Raw genomic sequence first — 16,568 nt, 5'->3', positions numbered from 1 at the left:
GTCTTTGTGTCTTAGCGTTGAATTAAATTCCTAACTCGGCTTGGTATGCTTTTAAAGTTTCAAGAACGTTAGACTTCACGTTAATAAAGTTTTCAACACCCTTAGCTTTTAATTCGTCAGTACATGCCGGAGCACCTGCAACAACAAGAGTAGCTTTTCCTTTAAGTGCTTTTAAAAGCTCAGGAGCGATAGTTACGTACTCATCATCAGAGCTACAAATAACAACAATCTTAGCATTCTTCTCGGTAACGAATTTTGCACCTTCTTCTACAGAAGTAAAACCGTTGTGATCTTCAACATCGAAACCTGCACAAGCGAAAAAGTTACAAGCAAACTGAGCGCGAGCCTTACGCATATTCAAGTTTCCGATAGGGAACATCATCACTTTAGGACGTGCATTTGTTTTGCTGTAAATATCAGTCTTGTTACGAAGAGCTTCGAAAGCCTGAGCACCACGGTATGGTTTAAGAGTTTCACAAACTGCATCAGCTGCAGTTTTATCAGTAGGAACAAGAACTGCTTCAGGAAGAGTTTCCAATACTTCACCGAAGTTAGGGTACTGGTTGGTTCCTAAGAAATTCTCTTTACGGGTAGCAATCTGAAAATCTCTTTTTTGAGCAGTTGCCGTAATAGTAGACTGTACAAATCCTGCTTTGAAAGCAGCAAGGTATCCACCTTTGTCTTCAACAGTTAAGAATAATTTCCAAGCTTCATCAGCAATCGACTCGGTCAATGACTCAATATAGTATGAACCAGCAGCAGGGTCAGCAATTTTACCGAAGTGCGATTCTTCTTTTAGTAGTAATTGTTGGTTACGGGCAATTCTGTCCGAGAATACTGATGTCTCAGCAAATGCAGAATCGAAAGGTTTCACAGTAAATGAATCAAGACCACCTAAAACGGCAGACATTGTTTCAGTTTGAGAACGCAACATGTTTACATATGGATCATAAACTGTTTTGTTCCACTCTGAAGTTTCACCGTGAACAAACATTTTGCAAACTTCGTCGTTCGAAGCGCCAAATGCTTTAACGATGTTGGCCCATAGCATACGTCCAGCTCTTAGTTTTGCAATCTCCATGAAATACTTAGAGCTTGTTGCAAAGTTGAAACGGATTTTTGGAGCAACCTCGTCAACAGAAAGACCAGCAGCAACCATTTTGCCAAGATATTCAGCACCTGAAGCTAAAGAGAAACCTAATTCTTCAACAATTGAAGAACCTGAGTTATTGAATAAGCTTCCACCTACAGCAATAACCTTAAAGTTAGGAAGCGCTTTTGAAGCTTCGATAGCTTCTTTTAAATAGTTGAATGAGCTTTCTTCTGATTGACAGAAGTTACCAACAGTACTGAATCCTGAAAGAAGATCGATTGAAACCCCGCCATTTAATTTATCAAGAGCGATGCTTTTTTCAGTTGCAATTGCCTGTAGGTTTTTGATTAATTCAACTGTACCGTGAGATTTTTCAAAGTTGATTTCTACACAATCCAAGAAAATACCATTCAACAAAGTAGCTAATTCGTCTTTACTTAGGTCTTTCCAATTCAATACGAATCCAATTGAGTCAACACCTTTGTTCAAGATATCAAGAGCTTGTTCGTTAGCTGCTTTCACATCTTCAACAATAATATCTTGACGAACTAACCAATCGTTATTGTCTTTTTTATTACCACGAACATAAGGAAAATCTCCAGGATAGGTATTCATGAAGGCTTTGTCATCCATGTTTTCCAGTCTATAGAAAGGTTGTACATTGAATCCTTCATTAGTTCTCCAAACCAACTTTCTATCAAAGTCAGCACCTTTAAGATCTTTAGCGATTCTGTCAACCCACTCTTGAGTAGATTGAGGAGCAAAGTCACTAAAAAGTTTATTATCTGCCATAACTGTAACTGTTTAAAAATTAGAGCCTAAAAATAAGGCCTTTTTATCATTAATCGAAGGTTTTAAAAATGTTCTTAATCATACTTTTAAAACATCTGCTATTAGGAATTATTAATTGACATTTTGAATCAAATGGAATATTTGATAAATTTAATGCTTACTGTTAGGAGTTAATTAATAGGATAAATTATTGTGAGTCAGCTGTAAATAACTTTCGATTCACAATTCATAAGTAACAACAATTGGAGCATGATCCGACACTTGCATCCATTGTTGAAGAGTATTTCCACTGGTCGGGATAAAACATCCATTGGTAAATAGGTAATCGACCTTGCGATTCCAGTACCCGTTTTTATCCGTCGTATGTGAAAAATGTTTCGAATTGTTCTCTTTAAAATTTTCTAAAGGAATTGCGGCCTGGTAGTTTTCGTAAAAAGGCATCATCCAATTGGTTTCGGCACTGTAATTATCAGCTTCAAAATCACCATCGGTGCACGCAGAATCATCAAAATTACTTGTTTGCACACTAAAGGGCGGGAGAGAGTTAAAATCACCAGCTAAAATAAATTTTTGTCCTTTTTGATTTAAAGAATCGACGTAAGTCTTCAAAATACCCAACTGTATTTTCTTGGTATCATCTTTGGCGTAAGCCGATAAGTGAGTTGTTAGTAGCTTAATCGATTCCCCTTTATTTTCCAGATTTGCTTCCAGAATATTTCGTTTGAGATAAAAATAACGCACAATAAAATTTTGCGATTGAATTAGAGGCAGAGGAGTTCGCTTAGCATCGGTAAATTTCCATTTGGATAAAATAGCGTTGCCCGAATCCATTTTTCCGATTCCATTGCTGGGAATGTGTTTGGCTTTCCATTGTGAGGCATAAGCCGCATAATTTAAATCGCTATTGTCAAGCAGATATTGAACCTGATCTACGTAAGCACTCCGTTTCGCGTTCACATCGGCTTCCTGAATAAAAAGGATATCAGGATTTACTTCACGGATTTTTTCTGATAGAAGAGCCATGTTGTCAATTACTTCCGATTCCTCCATGATGACCCGGTCGCCATGACAATCAAAAAAGAAATCGATTCTTCCGCCACCAAATTTAATATTCCAGGTCATTACTTTTAAGGTATCCGGAAAGGTGCATTCCTGTATCGTTATGCTTTCGTATAAGGATACCTTTGGTCCTATTTTAGTTGCAAAAGGATCACAAGCAACTAATAGTAATGATAAAAGAAGGATATATATAGTGCCAAATTTTTTCATGTTCTTATTAATTTCTCTTTGTGAAATTTTGTAGAGACAAATTTATAAATGCCTGTCAATAACTATGGGAATTCGAGATGAATGAATTAGAAAATTTCATCCATTTTTTCAGCCGGCACAGCAAATATTCCTTTGTGGTCTTTAATAACAATAGGGCGTTGAATTAGGTTTGGAAACTCAATTAAGATTTTGATCCATTCATCAGTATTGAAATTTTTCCCTTTGAAATTGGTTTTGTAGATTTTTTCCTGAGTTCGGATAATCTCCCATGGCTGTTTCGCCATTCTCATTAAAACATCAGCAAGTTCTTCTTTGGTAAATTCCTCCTTAAGGTACAAGCGAATTTCAGGTTCTAATCCTTTGTCCTGTAAATATTTTAAGCCTGCTCTACTTTTTGAACAACGTGGATTGTGGTATATTTTCAACATTTTTATTTCTGATTTACTGTTTAAAGTGATCACAAATATACGGCTTTCAGTTCTATCAGAAGAAATAGAATTTGACTTTTTCGAATTAAAATGTAATCGTGGTATTGTGTGCCAATGCCAACCATATAAATTATAATATTTATTCTATAATTAACAAAATTTGTCTTGATCAGGACAATACAATTCGATATTCTTTGCTATGTTTGAGTTATATAAACATGTATATAATTGCAGGATGATAAAAAAGCTAATAAATAATAGAAAATTTGAAATAGTTGGAGGCTTAGTGGGGCTTTTAGGAGGATTCCTTTACTGGAAATATGTTGGTTGTGTTTCAGGAACCTGCCCAATTCAGGCCAATTGGTACACAATGGTACCTTATGGAGTTTTGTTTGGAGTATTGATAGGAGGGATGTTTAAGCCCAAAAAAACAAAAGAATAGAGACCTTGCATGCAAGGTCCCTAGGGTATTTATTTTTTTTCATCATTACTAAATTCCATTAGGAATGCTTTAATGAACCCATCCAAATCACCATCTAAAACGGCTTGAACGTTGGACGTTTCGTGGCCTGTTCTTACATCCTTTACTAATTTGTAAGGTTGCATTACATAGGAACGAATTTGCGAACCCCATTCAATTTTCTTTTTCGAACCTTCAATTTTATCCGTCTCTTCCTGACGTTTTCTTAGTTCCAATTCGTACAATTGCGATTTCAACAATCGAAGTGCATTTTCACGGTTTCCATGTTGGGAGCGGGTTTCTGTATTCTCAATGACAATGCCGGTAGGAGCATGTCGAAGACGAACGCCCGTTTCCACTTTATTCACATTTTGTCCGCCGGCACCGCCCGAACGGAAAGTATCCCAACTGATATCAGCAGGATTTATTTCTATTTCGATGGTGTCATCAATAGCAGGATATACATAGACTGATGCAAAAGTGGTCATTCGTTTGTTGGCCGCATTAAACGGAGAAAGTCGAACCAAACGATGTACACCATTTTCCGATTTAAGATATCCGTAAGCAAAATCACCTTCAATTTCAATAGTTGCCGATTTGATTCCAGCTTCGTCACCTTCCTGATATTCCAATGACGTTACCTTATAGCCATGAGCTTCTCCGTAACGCATATACATTCGGTAAAGCATTTCGCACCAATCGCAACTTTCAGTTCCACCGGCACCTGAATTTATTTTGAGAATAGCACCCAGCTTATCCTCCTCTTTCCCGAGCATGTTTTTAAGCTCCAGAGCTTCAATTAGGTTTTGGGTCGACGCAAATTGTTCATCTACTTCTTCGGATGATGCCTCGCCTTCTTTTGCGAAATCAAACAAAATCAGAAGATCATCAATTGCTTCTGTAATTTCTTTATATGAATTTGTCCAGGAACTAAGTTCACGAATTTTTTTCATTTGAATCTCGGCTTCTTTTGGGTTATCCCAAAATTCCGGAGCCTGAGTTCTTAACTCTTCTTCTTGAATCTGAATTATTTTAGCATCAATGTCAAAGATACCTCCTTAGCGCTGCCGTGCGCTCCGCTAAATCTTTTAGCTGGTCTGTTGTAGTCATCTGTATGTATTAAATTATAGAGGAGTAAAGGTAGTTAAAACAACGAATAATATTGCTAGATTTTAAGGGCGATCAGTCATTGTTGATTACTATTGATTTGGAAGTTTTTGCAGGAAATTCTGAATTATTTTGGCATCAAGGTCAAAGATACCTCAGACTACTTTTTTGGCGCTGCCGTGCGCTCCGCTAAATCTTTTAGCTGGTCTGTTGTAGTCATTCGTAAATATTAAATTATAGAGGAGTAAAGGGAATTAAAACGACGAATAATATTGCTAGATTTTAAGGGCGATCAGTAATAGTTTATTACTATTGATTTGGAAGTTTCTGAAGGGAATCTTAATTATTTTGGCATCAATGTCAAAGATACCTCAGGCTACTTTTTTGGCGCTTCCGTGCGCTTTGTTGGAAAAAAAGAATTCAGAGAATTAAAAAGTAGTATTGTCGGCTAATCAATTTTAGAGGATGTGAACTTGTTTGTTTTGTGTGAGATAACAGTTACACACATAGATGATTGTGGGTGAATTAAATTTGGTCACTCTTTTATAAACGATTAAATTTAGTACTGGCTTCGATAATCGGAGCAGTTGTTTTTTAACCTAAAATTTAAACTATGAAAAAGAGAATTTTATTTGCGATTGCCATCGTAGCAATGTTATTTGTAGGACAGAAGGCCAGTGCTCAAATGAAATTGGGAGGTAACCTAGTTCTTGGAACTAAGCTTTCTATTGATGATGACGGAAGTGAGACAGCGGCATTTGGTATTGGAGTTAAAGGATTGTATGAGTTGAATGAATTATTTTCAATTGCTCCTGGATTCACTTATTTTTTTCCTAGTGCTCCCGATGGTTTAGATTTGAATGTATATGTGTTGGATGTGGATGCACACTATAATTTTGTAACGGAAGAGACTTTAAAAGTATACGCCATAGGAGGATTAAATTATTCTTATTTTGATGCTTCAGTTGATTTTGGAGGTGGTAGTATTTCCGATTCAAAAGTTGGTTTGAATTTAGGTATTGGTGCAAGAACTGGAGGAGATATGCAGTTTTTTGGCGATCTTAAATACAACACGGCTTTTGAGAATATTAATTTAGCTGTTGGAGTGCTTTTTAATTTATAGCCGACCAATTATTAAAAATAAAAAGACCATTTCTTTATTAGAAATGGTCTTTTATTATTTGTGTTTTATCTTTAGAATCCTCTTTGTTGAACTTCTAATTTTTGCATTTCTGCATTAAAAGTTTCTTTGTATTTTTCGTAGTCGTAATCAACTTTAAGCTTATCGTCTTGCGATAGTTTTTGGTTGATAGCTTCTTCCAAGTCTTTTGCACTCATTTCAAGAGCAATGTATGTTTTGTATTTGTTTTCACCAGTTCTGGTTTGCTTTTCGCAAATTACTTTGATGTTGTTCAATTGTTGGTTAATCACCTCACGGGTTAAACCTTCAAAACGTTCTTCAACTTGTTCAACATTATTTAATTCAGTTGAATTCACGTAGTTGTCGATGGTTCCTTTAATTGTAGACTGAATTAGAGTAGCCAATTCGGCACGAGCATTGGTTCCGGCTTTCTTTTTAGAAACCATTTGGTCTAAGCTTTCGCCAATAGCTGAAGCTCTAAAGTAGTTTTTGTCACTTTGGTAATCAGGACCAGTGCAGTAAACTTCAATTAATTCTTCGCCTTGTGCTTTTGTCGTAACCGCTTTTTCAGCCGATCCGCAAGAACTCATTCCTGCAACTAATAACATTCCTAATCCAAGGAATAAGCTTTGATGTAATTTTCTTGTTTTCATGTGTGTATAAATTATCGTTATTTTTTGTTTTGGAATATGATGATTTTATAAATCAAGTTGATTCAATTTAGGAACGATTGTGTTATTTATTTCAGATACGGCCTGATCGTAAGCCTCTCTCACAGCGTAATCGTAACTGATTGGTTTCATGCCTTTCACCTCGTATATGGCATCATTGAAAATCTCCATGCCAGTTTTAACATCAGTTAGCGAGAAAAAACAATCCAGATACACAATATAAACCGTGTAGTTGCGACCTTCCTTAATTTCACCTTTTGTTACATTGGTATTGATATCAAGAATAACTTTAGCCTGATCTTTATCGTTTGTAAATGAGAAGAAATTTTCAGATAATTCTTTCTTTAAATTGTTCTCCAAAATTCCTCGTTTAGAATCTTCTCCAAATATTTTTTCACTAAAATTCATGTAGGCCTTTAATCGTTCTACATTTAATAATATTTTACTTTTCGGTGCCGATTCGGGAGTGAAGAAAAGTTTGTTCAGTTCGTAATTTTCGTTGTTATCATCCAAAATTGATGAAAGATCAAGAGAAACGGTAATTTCTTGAAGCTTTTGTTTTGAGGTTACTTTTGACAATTGTGACGTAGCATAACCAAATTGATCCGTAGAAACCTTACGATTCAAAATGCCTTCTCCTTTTGTGAAATCAATATGTAGTGGTAATTGAGAAATTGTTTTTTCTCCTTCATCAGCCCGCCAAACTGCTTTTACTCGGATTGGTTCTTTTTGAGAAGTTGAGATTTGAATTTGAATGGCTTTTTTCTCGGGAGTTAATTCGGTTCGGTTAAAAATATTTTGAATGGAATTGTAAATATCTGTTCCTAAATTGATAGTTCCATCCAGGGTCATTACGGAAAGATCTTCATCCAAATAATTTTTAATGGCATCCAGTGATTTTGCATAGTAATTTAATGCCTGAAAAAGGTCGAGTTGGTTCTCGTATTGTTTTCCCTCTTCAAAATAGCTTTGCGACAGCTTTTTTGCTTTGTTTAATTTTATTCTTTTCAGAAGAGCATACTGATTTTTTGACAATCGGTAGTAAACCCAATATTCTCCTTCTTTTTTATTGTCCCAGGATGATACCATTTCGTATCCTTCCAAATCTTGTGCTAGCGATGTTCGAATATCAGCTTCAAATTCTTCCTTAAAACTGGTGTTGTTTTCGAATTGATGCAAAACCGAATTCGATGAAATGGAAATAGAAATTTCAGAAGATAAATCCTGTAAAGCCTGATTCTTTGCCAATTGCATATAACTTGTTTCGTTGGCATCTTTTTTCACCACAGCGATACCAATGTAATATTCCGATGAAACAGGACGTTCTTTAACCCATTGCGGTGGTCTTCGTTTGGCCGATGCAGTATTTGGCGAACAGCTCACCATAAATACAAGTATAAAAGAAAGGTGTAGTAAATTGCGTAAAGGTTGAATCATTTTTATGATTTAGTTTTCTTTGATTTTTAAAGATAAAGATTTGTTAACAATAAGGATGCCAAAGGAAAATAAAAATTTAGTCCATTGCTGAAATTAATTTATCTATTATCTGAAGTGACAGTTGCGATTCGAAACCTCTCCCTTGTGCAAATCGGTATAATTTGGCTTTAAGCTGATAAGGATCTTCCTCTCGAATAGTTTTTATTTTACTGGTTAATAAATCTGATAGCATATTAGAATACTCAACTTCATCTAATTGTTCAATGGCATCGGAAATAAGATATTCGGGAATTTGCTTTTGCTTTAAGTGATGAGTGATTTTTATTCGTCCCCATCGGTTAAAACGGAATTTATCGCGGACGTAAAAATTTGTATATCGTTCCTCATTAATAAATTTCTCATCAATCAATGTTTGAATAATTTGATCCTGATCATCGGAAGAAATTTCCCAGTCGCGAAGTTTTTTGCGAATATCGAAACAACATTTCTCCATTCTGCTGCAAATAAACATGGCTTTCGATAAAGCAGACTCAGCGCTCACCTCTCTTTTTTTCTTTTCGTATTCCATTAATGCGATTTTATTGCTGATACCATTCTATTTTTCCCATTAATATCTTGTAAAAGGCGAATTTTTGCAAATCCTTTTTGCTCCAAAAGCTCTACCATTTCACGTCCTAAACTTTCGTTGATTTCAAAATAAAGCTTCCCCTCTTTTTTCAAATATTGCAGAGCAAACTCGGCAATGGTTCTGTAAAAAATAAGTGGATCGTGATCTGATACAAATAATGCTGTGTGTGGTTCATGATCCAAAACGTTTTTATCCATTTTGCATTTTTCAGCTTCGGTTACGTAGGGTGGGTTGCTCACAATAATATCAAAATTATCCCAATCAAATTTCTTCCAGTTCAGAATGTCGCGATGAAAGAAATTAATATCAACTTGATTAAGCAAAGCGTTTTCTTTTGCTTTTTCAATTGCTTCAGCAGAAATGTCAGCTGAGGAAACGTGAGCATTTTGTATATTTTTCGCAAGAGAAATTGGAATGCAACCACTGCCGGTTCCAATATCCAAAATGTGCAAAGCTTTTTGTTGGTTTTCTTTGATAATGGCATGAACCAGTTCCTCTGTTTCCTGACGAGGAATTAAAGTATGTTCGTTCACCTTAAAAGTAAGATCGTAAAATTCCGTTTCGCCTAAAATGTACTGTATTGGCTTGCTGGTTTTAAGTTCCTGTGTATAAGTATCAATTTGTTTAAAATGATCTTCGCCTATGTTTTCAGTTCTATTCAGCTGAATTTGATTTTTTGAATAGTTCAGAACGTACTCAAGAAGAATGTATGCCATACTTTCTGTTTCTCTTGCATGATATAGCTCAGCTAGTTCTTTTTTTATGTAATTTATCGTAGATTGTATTGTGTTTGCAGGAGTCATGTGAATTAAGAATATGTTCTAACTTGAATCTAATAAATATAGAGGATTTGAAAATTAGTAAATGCTTACTTTAAAACAGTAAATCATTGTCTCGTTACTCACATCTAATATCTCATAGCTATTAAAATAACAAAGATACAAATCTTCTGAAGTAGTCGGATATATGCTGTTAATAATTAATTGGTCGGAATTTTGGTTGCATTTTTTTCAAGTGTTGGCGGTTTTATATGTCATCACCATTATCTCTACGGTAATAATTGTAATACTCGAAAATCGCAGTCCTTTAAAAACCATTTCCTGGATTCTCGTTTTAGTCTCTCTACCTGTTTTTGGTTTGATTTCATATTTGGTTTTCGGTCAAAGTTTTCGAAAACGAAAAATGTTCAGCATGAAAGAGTTGGGCGATATGAAGTGGTTGCAGGTAATGAGTCAGGATCAAAAGCTCGATTTGGATAAAAGCCGGTGGTTGAAGGATGAACGAATTCACGAAAAAAAGAATTTGATGACTTTGCTTTTGAACAATTCAAAGGCCTTGCTTACCGGTTACAATCGAGTGAAAATTTTAAACGATGGAAAAGAGACATTCCCTTCTATTTTTAAGGCTCTTCGGAAAGCACAAGATCACATTCATTTGGAGTATTACATTATTGAAGATGGAGAGTTAGCATCAGAATTGCTTGAGATATTGACACAAAAAGCCAGAGAAGGTGTTGAGGTTCGTGTAATTTACGATGATGTTGGGAGTTGGAAATTGAGCAAGGAATTTATTGAGGTGTTGAAGGAATCAGGTGCTCAAATTTATGCTTTTTTACCCGTTCGGTTTCCCATTCTAACCAGCCGGGTGAATTATCGAAACCACCGGAAAATTATAGTGATAGATGGTAAAACAGCTTTTGTTGGCGGGTTGAATTTTGCAGATCGATACCTACATGGAATGCCCGAAATAGGTTCTTGGCGGGATACTCACCTAAAAATTGTGGGTGAAGCTGCTTCCAGTTTGCAAATTGTCTTCTTAATCGATTGGTATTTTGTTCGCCAGGAAGTTTTGCTCAACGAAAAATATCTTCCTTACAAGAAAGTGAAGGAAAAATGTTTGTTGCAGATAACCGCTTCCGGGGCAGATTCCGATTGGGCGAGTATCATGCAGGCGTATTTCTCAGCCATTACTTCGGCAAGGGGGAATGTGTATATTTCTTCACCCTATTTTATGCCGAATGGCAGTATTTTGATGGCGCTAAAAACTTCTGCAATGAGTGGTGTTGATGTTCGCGTGTTACTTCCTCAAAAGTCAGATTCATTCATGACCTATTGGGGAACACTATCTTACATCGAAGAATTATTGGAAGCTAGTGTGCGTATCTTTTTTTACAAAGGAGGATTTAATCACAGTAAAATAATGATGGTAGATGGAATAATGGCAACTGTAGGTACAGCGAATATGGATGTGCGGAGTTTTGAACAAAATTTTGAAGTGAATGCACTTATTTACGATGAGCAAACTACTTTAGAGCTGCGAACCCGCTTTTTGACTGATTTGGAGGATAGCGAAGAATTGCATTTGCACGAATGGCAAAATCGATCCAAAAGGCAAAGAGCAAAAGAGTCAATGGCTCGAATATTTACTCCTCTGTTATAGATTCTTCCTTATATTTATTGAACCAAAACAGGATTTGTTTCATAACGAAATATTCAGAAGAATTAGGTGTCACTTTAATATGAGAGCCAGCATATTCCATAAATTTCACCAATTCATCACCTTCTAAACCTGTTGCATCAGCAATAATGTCAGCATTGAATTTCGAACTTATCTTTTTTGCTTTGCTCTCGTTTCGTATTATTTTGGATATTTTCCTTTTCGATTTTTCGGATTTACTCAATTTGCTGTACAAAAAATCGGTAGGTGCAAAAATTGCACTTAAAACCCCCATTTTCCCCTCTCGGTTAGCACGATATTGCGGAGGTACAATATTTGGTTTCTTTGTATTGTAGGGAGCTAATTGTTTGGTAATGCTTTTATTGATTGGATTTTTTTCTATCAATTCCGATTTAATAAAATCTTCCTTAAACTCATCCCAGGTTCCCAATGCGTAAATATCTACTTCATCCAATAGGTACGAGATGTCTTCCAATTTAATTTGAAAGAAGGGTGGCGAATCAGGGTTAAAAACGAAAGGAACTTCCCAATCAATATTTTTGTAACCCAATGCACTTATTCGAAGAATATCGTATTGCTTAATTTGTAGGTGAAAAATACCAAGGCTGTCGCAAATAATTCCTTTACGTGTTCTTTTAATTGTTATGGTTGCCAAAGGGATAGGTGTCAGACTTTCCGAATGAAGAACTTGCCCTGAAATGCTGATGATGGAATCTGTCTCAATATTACTAGATTGTGCGGTATTGAGAGCAAGAAGAAATAATATTGAGACTATGAAGGCTTTCATATTTTACAAATCAGGAAATAATTAGAATGGCTTTAAATGATTAGGGATTTTTCTGAGGGTATCTATTCTAAATTGATAAAAGTTGGTACTGTCAATGCTGTTTTTATATTTCTCGTAAAGCTCTACTACTTTAGTCTGTATTGTAATTTCGTTTGTTTCATAAGTAAAGTTAGTATTTCTGTTGATAAACGCTCTTAATTTTTCAAGTTCATCGCCCTCTTGGTTTGTTCGCTGTTTTATTATTTCATTGTTGTATTTTTCAGCTAAAATCTGATCATGTAACTCTTGAATTTCTTTGGAAAATACAACTTCCGGAATTTTCTTTTTTTCGAATAGTTTAATGCCATAATAAATTAAAGCCCCAGCAAAATCAAAGCTTTGATTATTATTAACTGCAATTGCATCTTTAATATTTTTCATATCCACCTCTGACATTTTCAAGTTTATTTCAAGCTCATCTTCTTTAGGGGCTTTTGTGCGAATAAACTCCTCTTTAAAATCGGTCCAGTTTTTCCAAGAAGAAACTGTAACTTCTTTAAGTAGGTAGGATATTTTGTCTAGTTTGATTGTGAAAATTGGATTGTTACTATTGTTTTTAGCAGGCAACATCCATTCTTTTGGTTTGTACCCTAAAGCACTTATTCGAAGCGTGTCGTTCTGTTGAATTTGCAAATGAAAAATACCAAGGCTATCGCAAATGACTCCTTTGCGCGTTCTTTTAATTGTAATGGTTGCGAAAGAAATAGGAGTCAAGCTTTTCGAATGAAGAACTTGCCCTGAAATACTTATTATTGAATCAATTTTGGAGTCTTCAGAAAATGAGTAATAGGTGGAGCTCAGAAGTAGAATTAATGAAATGTAAAATACCCTCTTTAAATTCATGAGAAGAGTTTAATTCATCGTATTAAGGGCGAAGATGGTTCCTTACCGTTCCTAAGGAATCTATAAAGCTTAAATTGTTCACATCCTCAGGCTTTTCCTGTATAAAATCATTGTAAAGTTGTTTAATTCTCACTCCGATATACATTTCACTGGTTTGATAAGTGAATTTTTGATTTGTATTGATGTACTCCATTAATAGTTCTAACCTAAAACCTGACTCATGAGTTAATTCACCAACTACCTCTTTGTTGTATTTTTTCTGAAGAATTCGAAGTTGCCAATCAGTCATTGGTACGATTCTTTTTCCATCTCTTCTTTTTTTACCAATAGATCTTATTGCATTAATACCATCAAGAACATTGAATCCAAAACCTTGTCTGTTTAAAGAATTGGCTTCGGCCTGGGCTAGGTTTAAGTTCCCAAAATCAAAAGTTGATGCAATGTTTTCGTCTGGAGGTAAATCTGTTTTGATGAATTTTTCTTTAAACTGACTCCAGGTTCCTAATGAGTAGATGCTTACCTCATCTAAAAGAATGCTGCTTTTTTCCATGAATATTTCCATGAAAATTTCTTCTTCCTCAACTTTTGGTGGGGTAATATTCACAATCTGTTCTTGAAATCCTAAAGCAGATATTCGTAATTTTTGATCGGGATGTACTCGTAAGTGAAAAAAACCAGCACTATCGCAAACAATTCCCCAATAGGTTTGGTAAAGGTGGATGTTGGCAAAAGAAACGCCTTCCATGCTCTCGGAATTAATAATTTTTCCGGAGACAATAAAGCTATCATCATGTTGTTCTTCTTGGGAAAAGGCTCCGAATAAAAAGAATAATGAGAGAAATATAGTAAGTAGACTTGTTTTCAAATTGGTTAATTTTCTTGTTTTAATTGTAAAGATAATTTTCTTTGTGAGTGAATGCTGAATTTGTTACATTTTTTAACAGTCTTTAACCCAATTTAATTATGCTTATATCGATCTATTTACCAGTCCAGTTAATGAGTTTGCAGGTTTTTTCAAATGGATTTATTTGACCATACAGAATGTCATTTTCACGCGGATAGCAAATCATTGGGTGTGTGGTTTCTATTTTGTTTGAAATTGATATGTCTTTAACTACTTGATGGGCATTGTTACCCCATAGAAACCAAGTTATTTCAGGTTTTGCTGTGGCAATATATTTAAGTAGTTTTTGAGTGAATGGCGCCCATAGTTTACTGTGTGAGTTTGGCTTACCAATTTCGCAAGTAAAGGCTGTGTTTAGAAGCAATACATTTTCGTGTTCCGACCAATATCTAAAAAGTTGGTTTGGGGGCAATATTTTAAAATCCTCATCCATTTCTAGGCGGTCACCTTCGTTAAGGCGACCCATAATTTCAGAATATTTTAGCTCTTTATTTGTTTCAGCCTTGTAAATGCAACGTAGAATATTTTTTAACGAGACATTCCGAAACTTATCATGCCAGGAGTTTAATCCATTCACTTCAAAAGCTCTTCCGGTAGCTACTCCCTCTTGAGGATAAGGATCCTGACCTAAAATCACAACCGGAATCTGAGTTATATCCATTTCTAAAAAGCGTAGCGTAAGATTTGACGTTGGCGTGGATTTTTCAATGTCAATTGATTTTTCAATATCACTAATCAAAGAAATAATTTCATCAGAAAGAAAAGGATTCCAACTTTCGTGAATGGATATTTGAGAAAGGAAGCAAGAATGACTCATGTAGGCTGCTGGTTTTTTTTGTAAGCTCAAAATTAAGATAATTGACTGATTAATTGAGAATAGACTTGTAATAATTTAAGTTTTTACGACATATTGCAACTTTTTGACCTTTAGTCCTTTTGTCCTTACGACTTTACTACTTTTTTAAGTAGTTTTGTTACCTAATTAACCAAAATAGATAAGATACAACTGATTATGTACCAAAAATTGAGAGAAAGCATTGAAGCTGCATGGGATGACCGGTCACTTTTGAGTACTCCTAAAGTACAAAAAAACATAGAAGAAATAATTGAGCTGTTAGACAAAGGAATTCTTCGCACTGCAGAACCACTAGCAGACGGATGGCAAGTAAATGAATGGGTGAAAAAAGCTGTAATTCTTTATTTCCCAATTCGAAAAATGGAGACTATTGAAGTCGGTCCATTTGAATTCCACGATAAAATGGCATTGAAAAGTAACTATGCCGAATTGGGAGTTCGAGTAGTACCTCACGCAATTGCACGATACGGTGCTTTTATTGCAAAAGGGGTAATCATGATGCCTTCGTATATAAATATTGGAGCTTTTGTGGATGAAGGAACAATGGTTGACACATGGGCAACAGTAGGATCTTGTGCGCAGATAGGCAAACATGTTCACCTTAGTGGTGGTGTTGGTATTGGTGGCGTGTTAGAGCCAATTCAAGCTGCTCCGGTAATCATCGAAGACAATTGTTTTATTGGTTCCCGCTGCATTGTTGTAGAAGGCGTTCATTTGGAAAAAGAAGTTGTACTGGGTGCTAATGTAGTACTTACCGGATCGACAAGAATAATAGATGTGACTGGAGAAAAACCTGTTGAACACAGTGGATTTATTCCAGCTCGTTCAGTAGTGATTCCAGGAACAAGAACCAAAAAATTTCCAGCAGGAGAATATCAGGTTCCTTGTGCTTTAATCATCGGAAAAAGAAAAGCATCTACCGATTTAAAGACCTCGTTGAATGATGCATTGCGCGAATACAATGTAGCAGTCTAAATAAATTAATAAAGAATAATTAACAATGAGTAATTGAAGTAATTCAATTACTCATTTGCTTGCTAAATATTATCGACACACATTTCCTTACGATCATGCACAACGACATTAAAAAAGCTTTGGAAGTTCTTCATTCCGGAGGCGTTATTTTATACCCTACTGATACTATTTGGGGTATAGGTTGCGATGCAACAAATCCTGAAGCTGTAAAAAAGGTCTACGAAATTAAGAAAAGGGAAGATTCGAAAGCCATGTTGGTATTAATGGAAAATGCCAATCGTCTGAATTCATATGTTGATGAGGTTCCTGAAATTGCCTGGGATTTAATAGATACAAATGATCAGCCAATGACTTTGATTTATCCGGGAGCTAAAAATCTGGCGCCAAATTTGATCAATTCAGATGGAACCATTGGTATTCGAATTACCCGCGAAGAGTTTACTCAAAACTTGATTCAGCGATTCAAAAAACCAATTGTTTCCACTTCTGCAAATCAAAGTGGAGATGTTGCACCTGCCAACTTTTACGAAATCAGTGATGAAATAAAAGAAGCAGTAGATTATATCGTAGAATACCGACAAGAGGATATGGAAAAATGCACCCCTTCCAGTATCATCAAGATTGGCTTAGGCGGAGAGTTTCAAATTATAAGACCGTAGGGACACATCAGAGTGTGTCCTC

Annotated in this window: 17 protein-coding genes; 5 read left to right on the top strand and 12 right to left on the bottom strand. The window is 35.5% G+C overall.

What is annotated here, in order from left to right; all coding sequences use genetic code 11:
* Nucleotides 1–22: 22 nt before the first annotated feature.
* From ALGA_RS07175 to ALGA_RS07165, 3 genes are all read right to left on the bottom strand, one after another.
* Nucleotides 23–1,885 carry a methylmalonyl-CoA mutase family protein gene (locus ALGA_RS07175; protein ID WP_096428681.1) on the bottom strand — a complete coding sequence of 621 codons (1,863 nt, stop codon included), beginning with the start codon at nt 1,883–1,885 and terminating at the stop codon, nt 23–25.
* Nucleotides 1,886–2,104: 219 nt separating this feature from the next.
* Nucleotides 2,105–3,154 carry an endonuclease/exonuclease/phosphatase family protein gene (locus tag ALGA_RS07170; protein ID WP_096428680.1) on the bottom strand — a complete coding sequence of 350 codons (1,050 nt, stop codon included), beginning with the start codon at nt 3,152–3,154 and terminating at the stop codon, nt 2,105–2,107.
* Nucleotides 3,155–3,240: 86 nt separating this feature from the next.
* Nucleotides 3,241–3,582, bottom strand: coding sequence for an arsenate reductase family protein (locus tag ALGA_RS07165; protein WP_096428679.1), 342 nt, complete (start codon nt 3,580–3,582; stop codon nt 3,241–3,243).
* Between the two features lie 235 nt (nt 3,583–3,817).
* Between ALGA_RS07165 and ALGA_RS07160 the strand changes: the two genes are divergently transcribed.
* Nucleotides 3,818–4,024, top strand: coding sequence for a hypothetical protein (locus ALGA_RS07160; protein WP_096428678.1), 207 nt, complete (start codon nt 3,818–3,820; stop codon nt 4,022–4,024).
* Between the two features lie 29 nt (nt 4,025–4,053).
* On the opposite strand, the gene prfB is transcribed toward ALGA_RS07160, so the two are convergent.
* A protein-coding gene (gene prfB, locus ALGA_RS07155) for a peptide chain release factor 2 (RefSeq protein ID WP_145957582.1) occupies nt 4,054–5,152 on the bottom strand; the annotation gives its coding sequence in 2 pieces (ribosomal slippage) (nt 4,054–5,088 and nt 5,090–5,152; 1,098 coding nt in all).
* A 610-nt stretch (nt 5,153–5,762) separates the two neighbouring features.
* Between prfB and ALGA_RS07150 the strand changes: the two genes are divergently transcribed.
* Complete coding sequence (locus ALGA_RS07150) at nt 5,763–6,272, top strand: outer membrane beta-barrel protein (protein WP_096428676.1); 510 nt, start codon at nt 5,763–5,765, stop codon at nt 6,270–6,272.
* A gap of 71 nt (nt 6,273–6,343) precedes the next feature.
* Here the strand turns inward: ALGA_RS07150 and ALGA_RS07145 are convergent, their stop codons facing one another.
* The 4 genes from ALGA_RS07145 to prmC all read right to left on the bottom strand — a co-directional run bounded on the left by ALGA_RS07145 (nt 6,344) and on the right by prmC (nt 9,829).
* Nucleotides 6,344–6,943, bottom strand: coding sequence for an LPP20 family lipoprotein (locus ALGA_RS07145; RefSeq protein ID WP_096428675.1), 600 nt, complete (start codon nt 6,941–6,943; stop codon nt 6,344–6,346).
* Nucleotides 6,944–6,988: 45 nt separating this feature from the next.
* Nucleotides 6,989–8,398, bottom strand: coding sequence for an LPP20 family lipoprotein (locus ALGA_RS07140; RefSeq protein WP_096428674.1), 1,410 nt, complete (start codon nt 8,396–8,398; stop codon nt 6,989–6,991).
* 76 nt (nt 8,399–8,474) lie between these two features.
* Nucleotides 8,475–8,966 (bottom strand): regulatory protein RecX, encoded by a 492-nt coding sequence (locus tag ALGA_RS07135; protein WP_096428673.1) that lies wholly within the window; start codon nt 8,964–8,966, stop codon nt 8,475–8,477.
* Nucleotides 8,966–9,829: a peptide chain release factor N(5)-glutamine methyltransferase gene (prmC, locus tag ALGA_RS07130; protein WP_096428672.1), complete on the bottom strand. Its 864-nt coding sequence runs from the start codon at nt 9,827–9,829 to the stop codon at nt 8,966–8,968. The genes ALGA_RS07135 and prmC overlap by 1 nt, the downstream gene beginning before the upstream one ends.
* A gap of 163 nt (nt 9,830–9,992) precedes the next feature.
* On the opposite strand from prmC, the gene cls reads away from it, so the two are divergent.
* A complete protein-coding gene (gene cls, locus ALGA_RS07125; RefSeq protein ID WP_096428671.1) occupies nt 9,993–11,465 on the top strand; it encodes a cardiolipin synthase in 1,473 nt (490 codons plus the stop codon).
* Here cls and ALGA_RS07120 read toward each other — a convergent pair.
* The 4 genes from ALGA_RS07120 to ALGA_RS07100 all read right to left on the bottom strand — a co-directional run bounded on the left by ALGA_RS07120 (nt 11,449) and on the right by ALGA_RS07100 (nt 14,903).
* Nucleotides 11,449–12,270 carry a carboxypeptidase-like regulatory domain-containing protein gene (locus ALGA_RS07120; protein WP_096428670.1) on the bottom strand — a complete coding sequence of 274 codons (822 nt, stop codon included), beginning with the start codon at nt 12,268–12,270 and terminating at the stop codon, nt 11,449–11,451. The two genes, cls and ALGA_RS07120, sit on opposite strands and share 17 nt — an antisense overlap.
* 21 nt (nt 12,271–12,291) lie before the next feature.
* Nucleotides 12,292–13,152, bottom strand: a complete 861-nt coding sequence (locus ALGA_RS07115) for a carboxypeptidase-like regulatory domain-containing protein (protein WP_096428669.1) — start codon at nt 13,150–13,152, stop codon at nt 12,292–12,294.
* 22 nt (nt 13,153–13,174) lie between these two features.
* Nucleotides 13,175–14,017: a carboxypeptidase-like regulatory domain-containing protein gene (locus ALGA_RS07110; protein WP_145957581.1), complete on the bottom strand. Its 843-nt coding sequence runs from the start codon at nt 14,015–14,017 to the stop codon at nt 13,175–13,177.
* A gap of 112 nt (nt 14,018–14,129) precedes the next feature.
* Nucleotides 14,130–14,903 (bottom strand): uracil-DNA glycosylase, encoded by a 774-nt coding sequence (locus ALGA_RS07100; RefSeq protein ID WP_145957580.1) that lies wholly within the window; start codon nt 14,901–14,903, stop codon nt 14,130–14,132.
* A 165-nt stretch (nt 14,904–15,068) separates the two neighbouring features.
* On the opposite strand from ALGA_RS07100, the gene ALGA_RS07095 reads away from it, so the two are divergent.
* Nucleotides 15,069–15,887: a 2,3,4,5-tetrahydropyridine-2,6-dicarboxylate N-succinyltransferase gene (locus tag ALGA_RS07095; RefSeq protein WP_096428665.1), complete on the top strand. Its 819-nt coding sequence runs from the start codon at nt 15,069–15,071 to the stop codon at nt 15,885–15,887.
* A gap of 59 nt (nt 15,888–15,946) precedes the next feature.
* The gene (locus ALGA_RS07090; RefSeq protein ID WP_231706083.1) at nt 15,947–16,546 is read left to right on the top strand and encodes an L-threonylcarbamoyladenylate synthase; all 600 of its coding nucleotides are present in this window, start codon (nt 15,947–15,949) and stop codon (nt 16,544–16,546) included.
* The last annotated feature ends 22 nt before the right edge of the window (nt 16,547–16,568 follow it).

The organism is Labilibaculum antarcticum, assembly GCF_002356295.1.
In the GTDB taxonomy this organism is placed as follows: Bacteria; Bacteroidota; Bacteroidia; order Bacteroidales; family Marinifilaceae; genus Labilibaculum; species Labilibaculum antarcticum.
The sequence above is the reverse complement of the archived record's forward strand: the minus strand, read 5'-3'. Positions and strand labels throughout refer to the sequence as shown.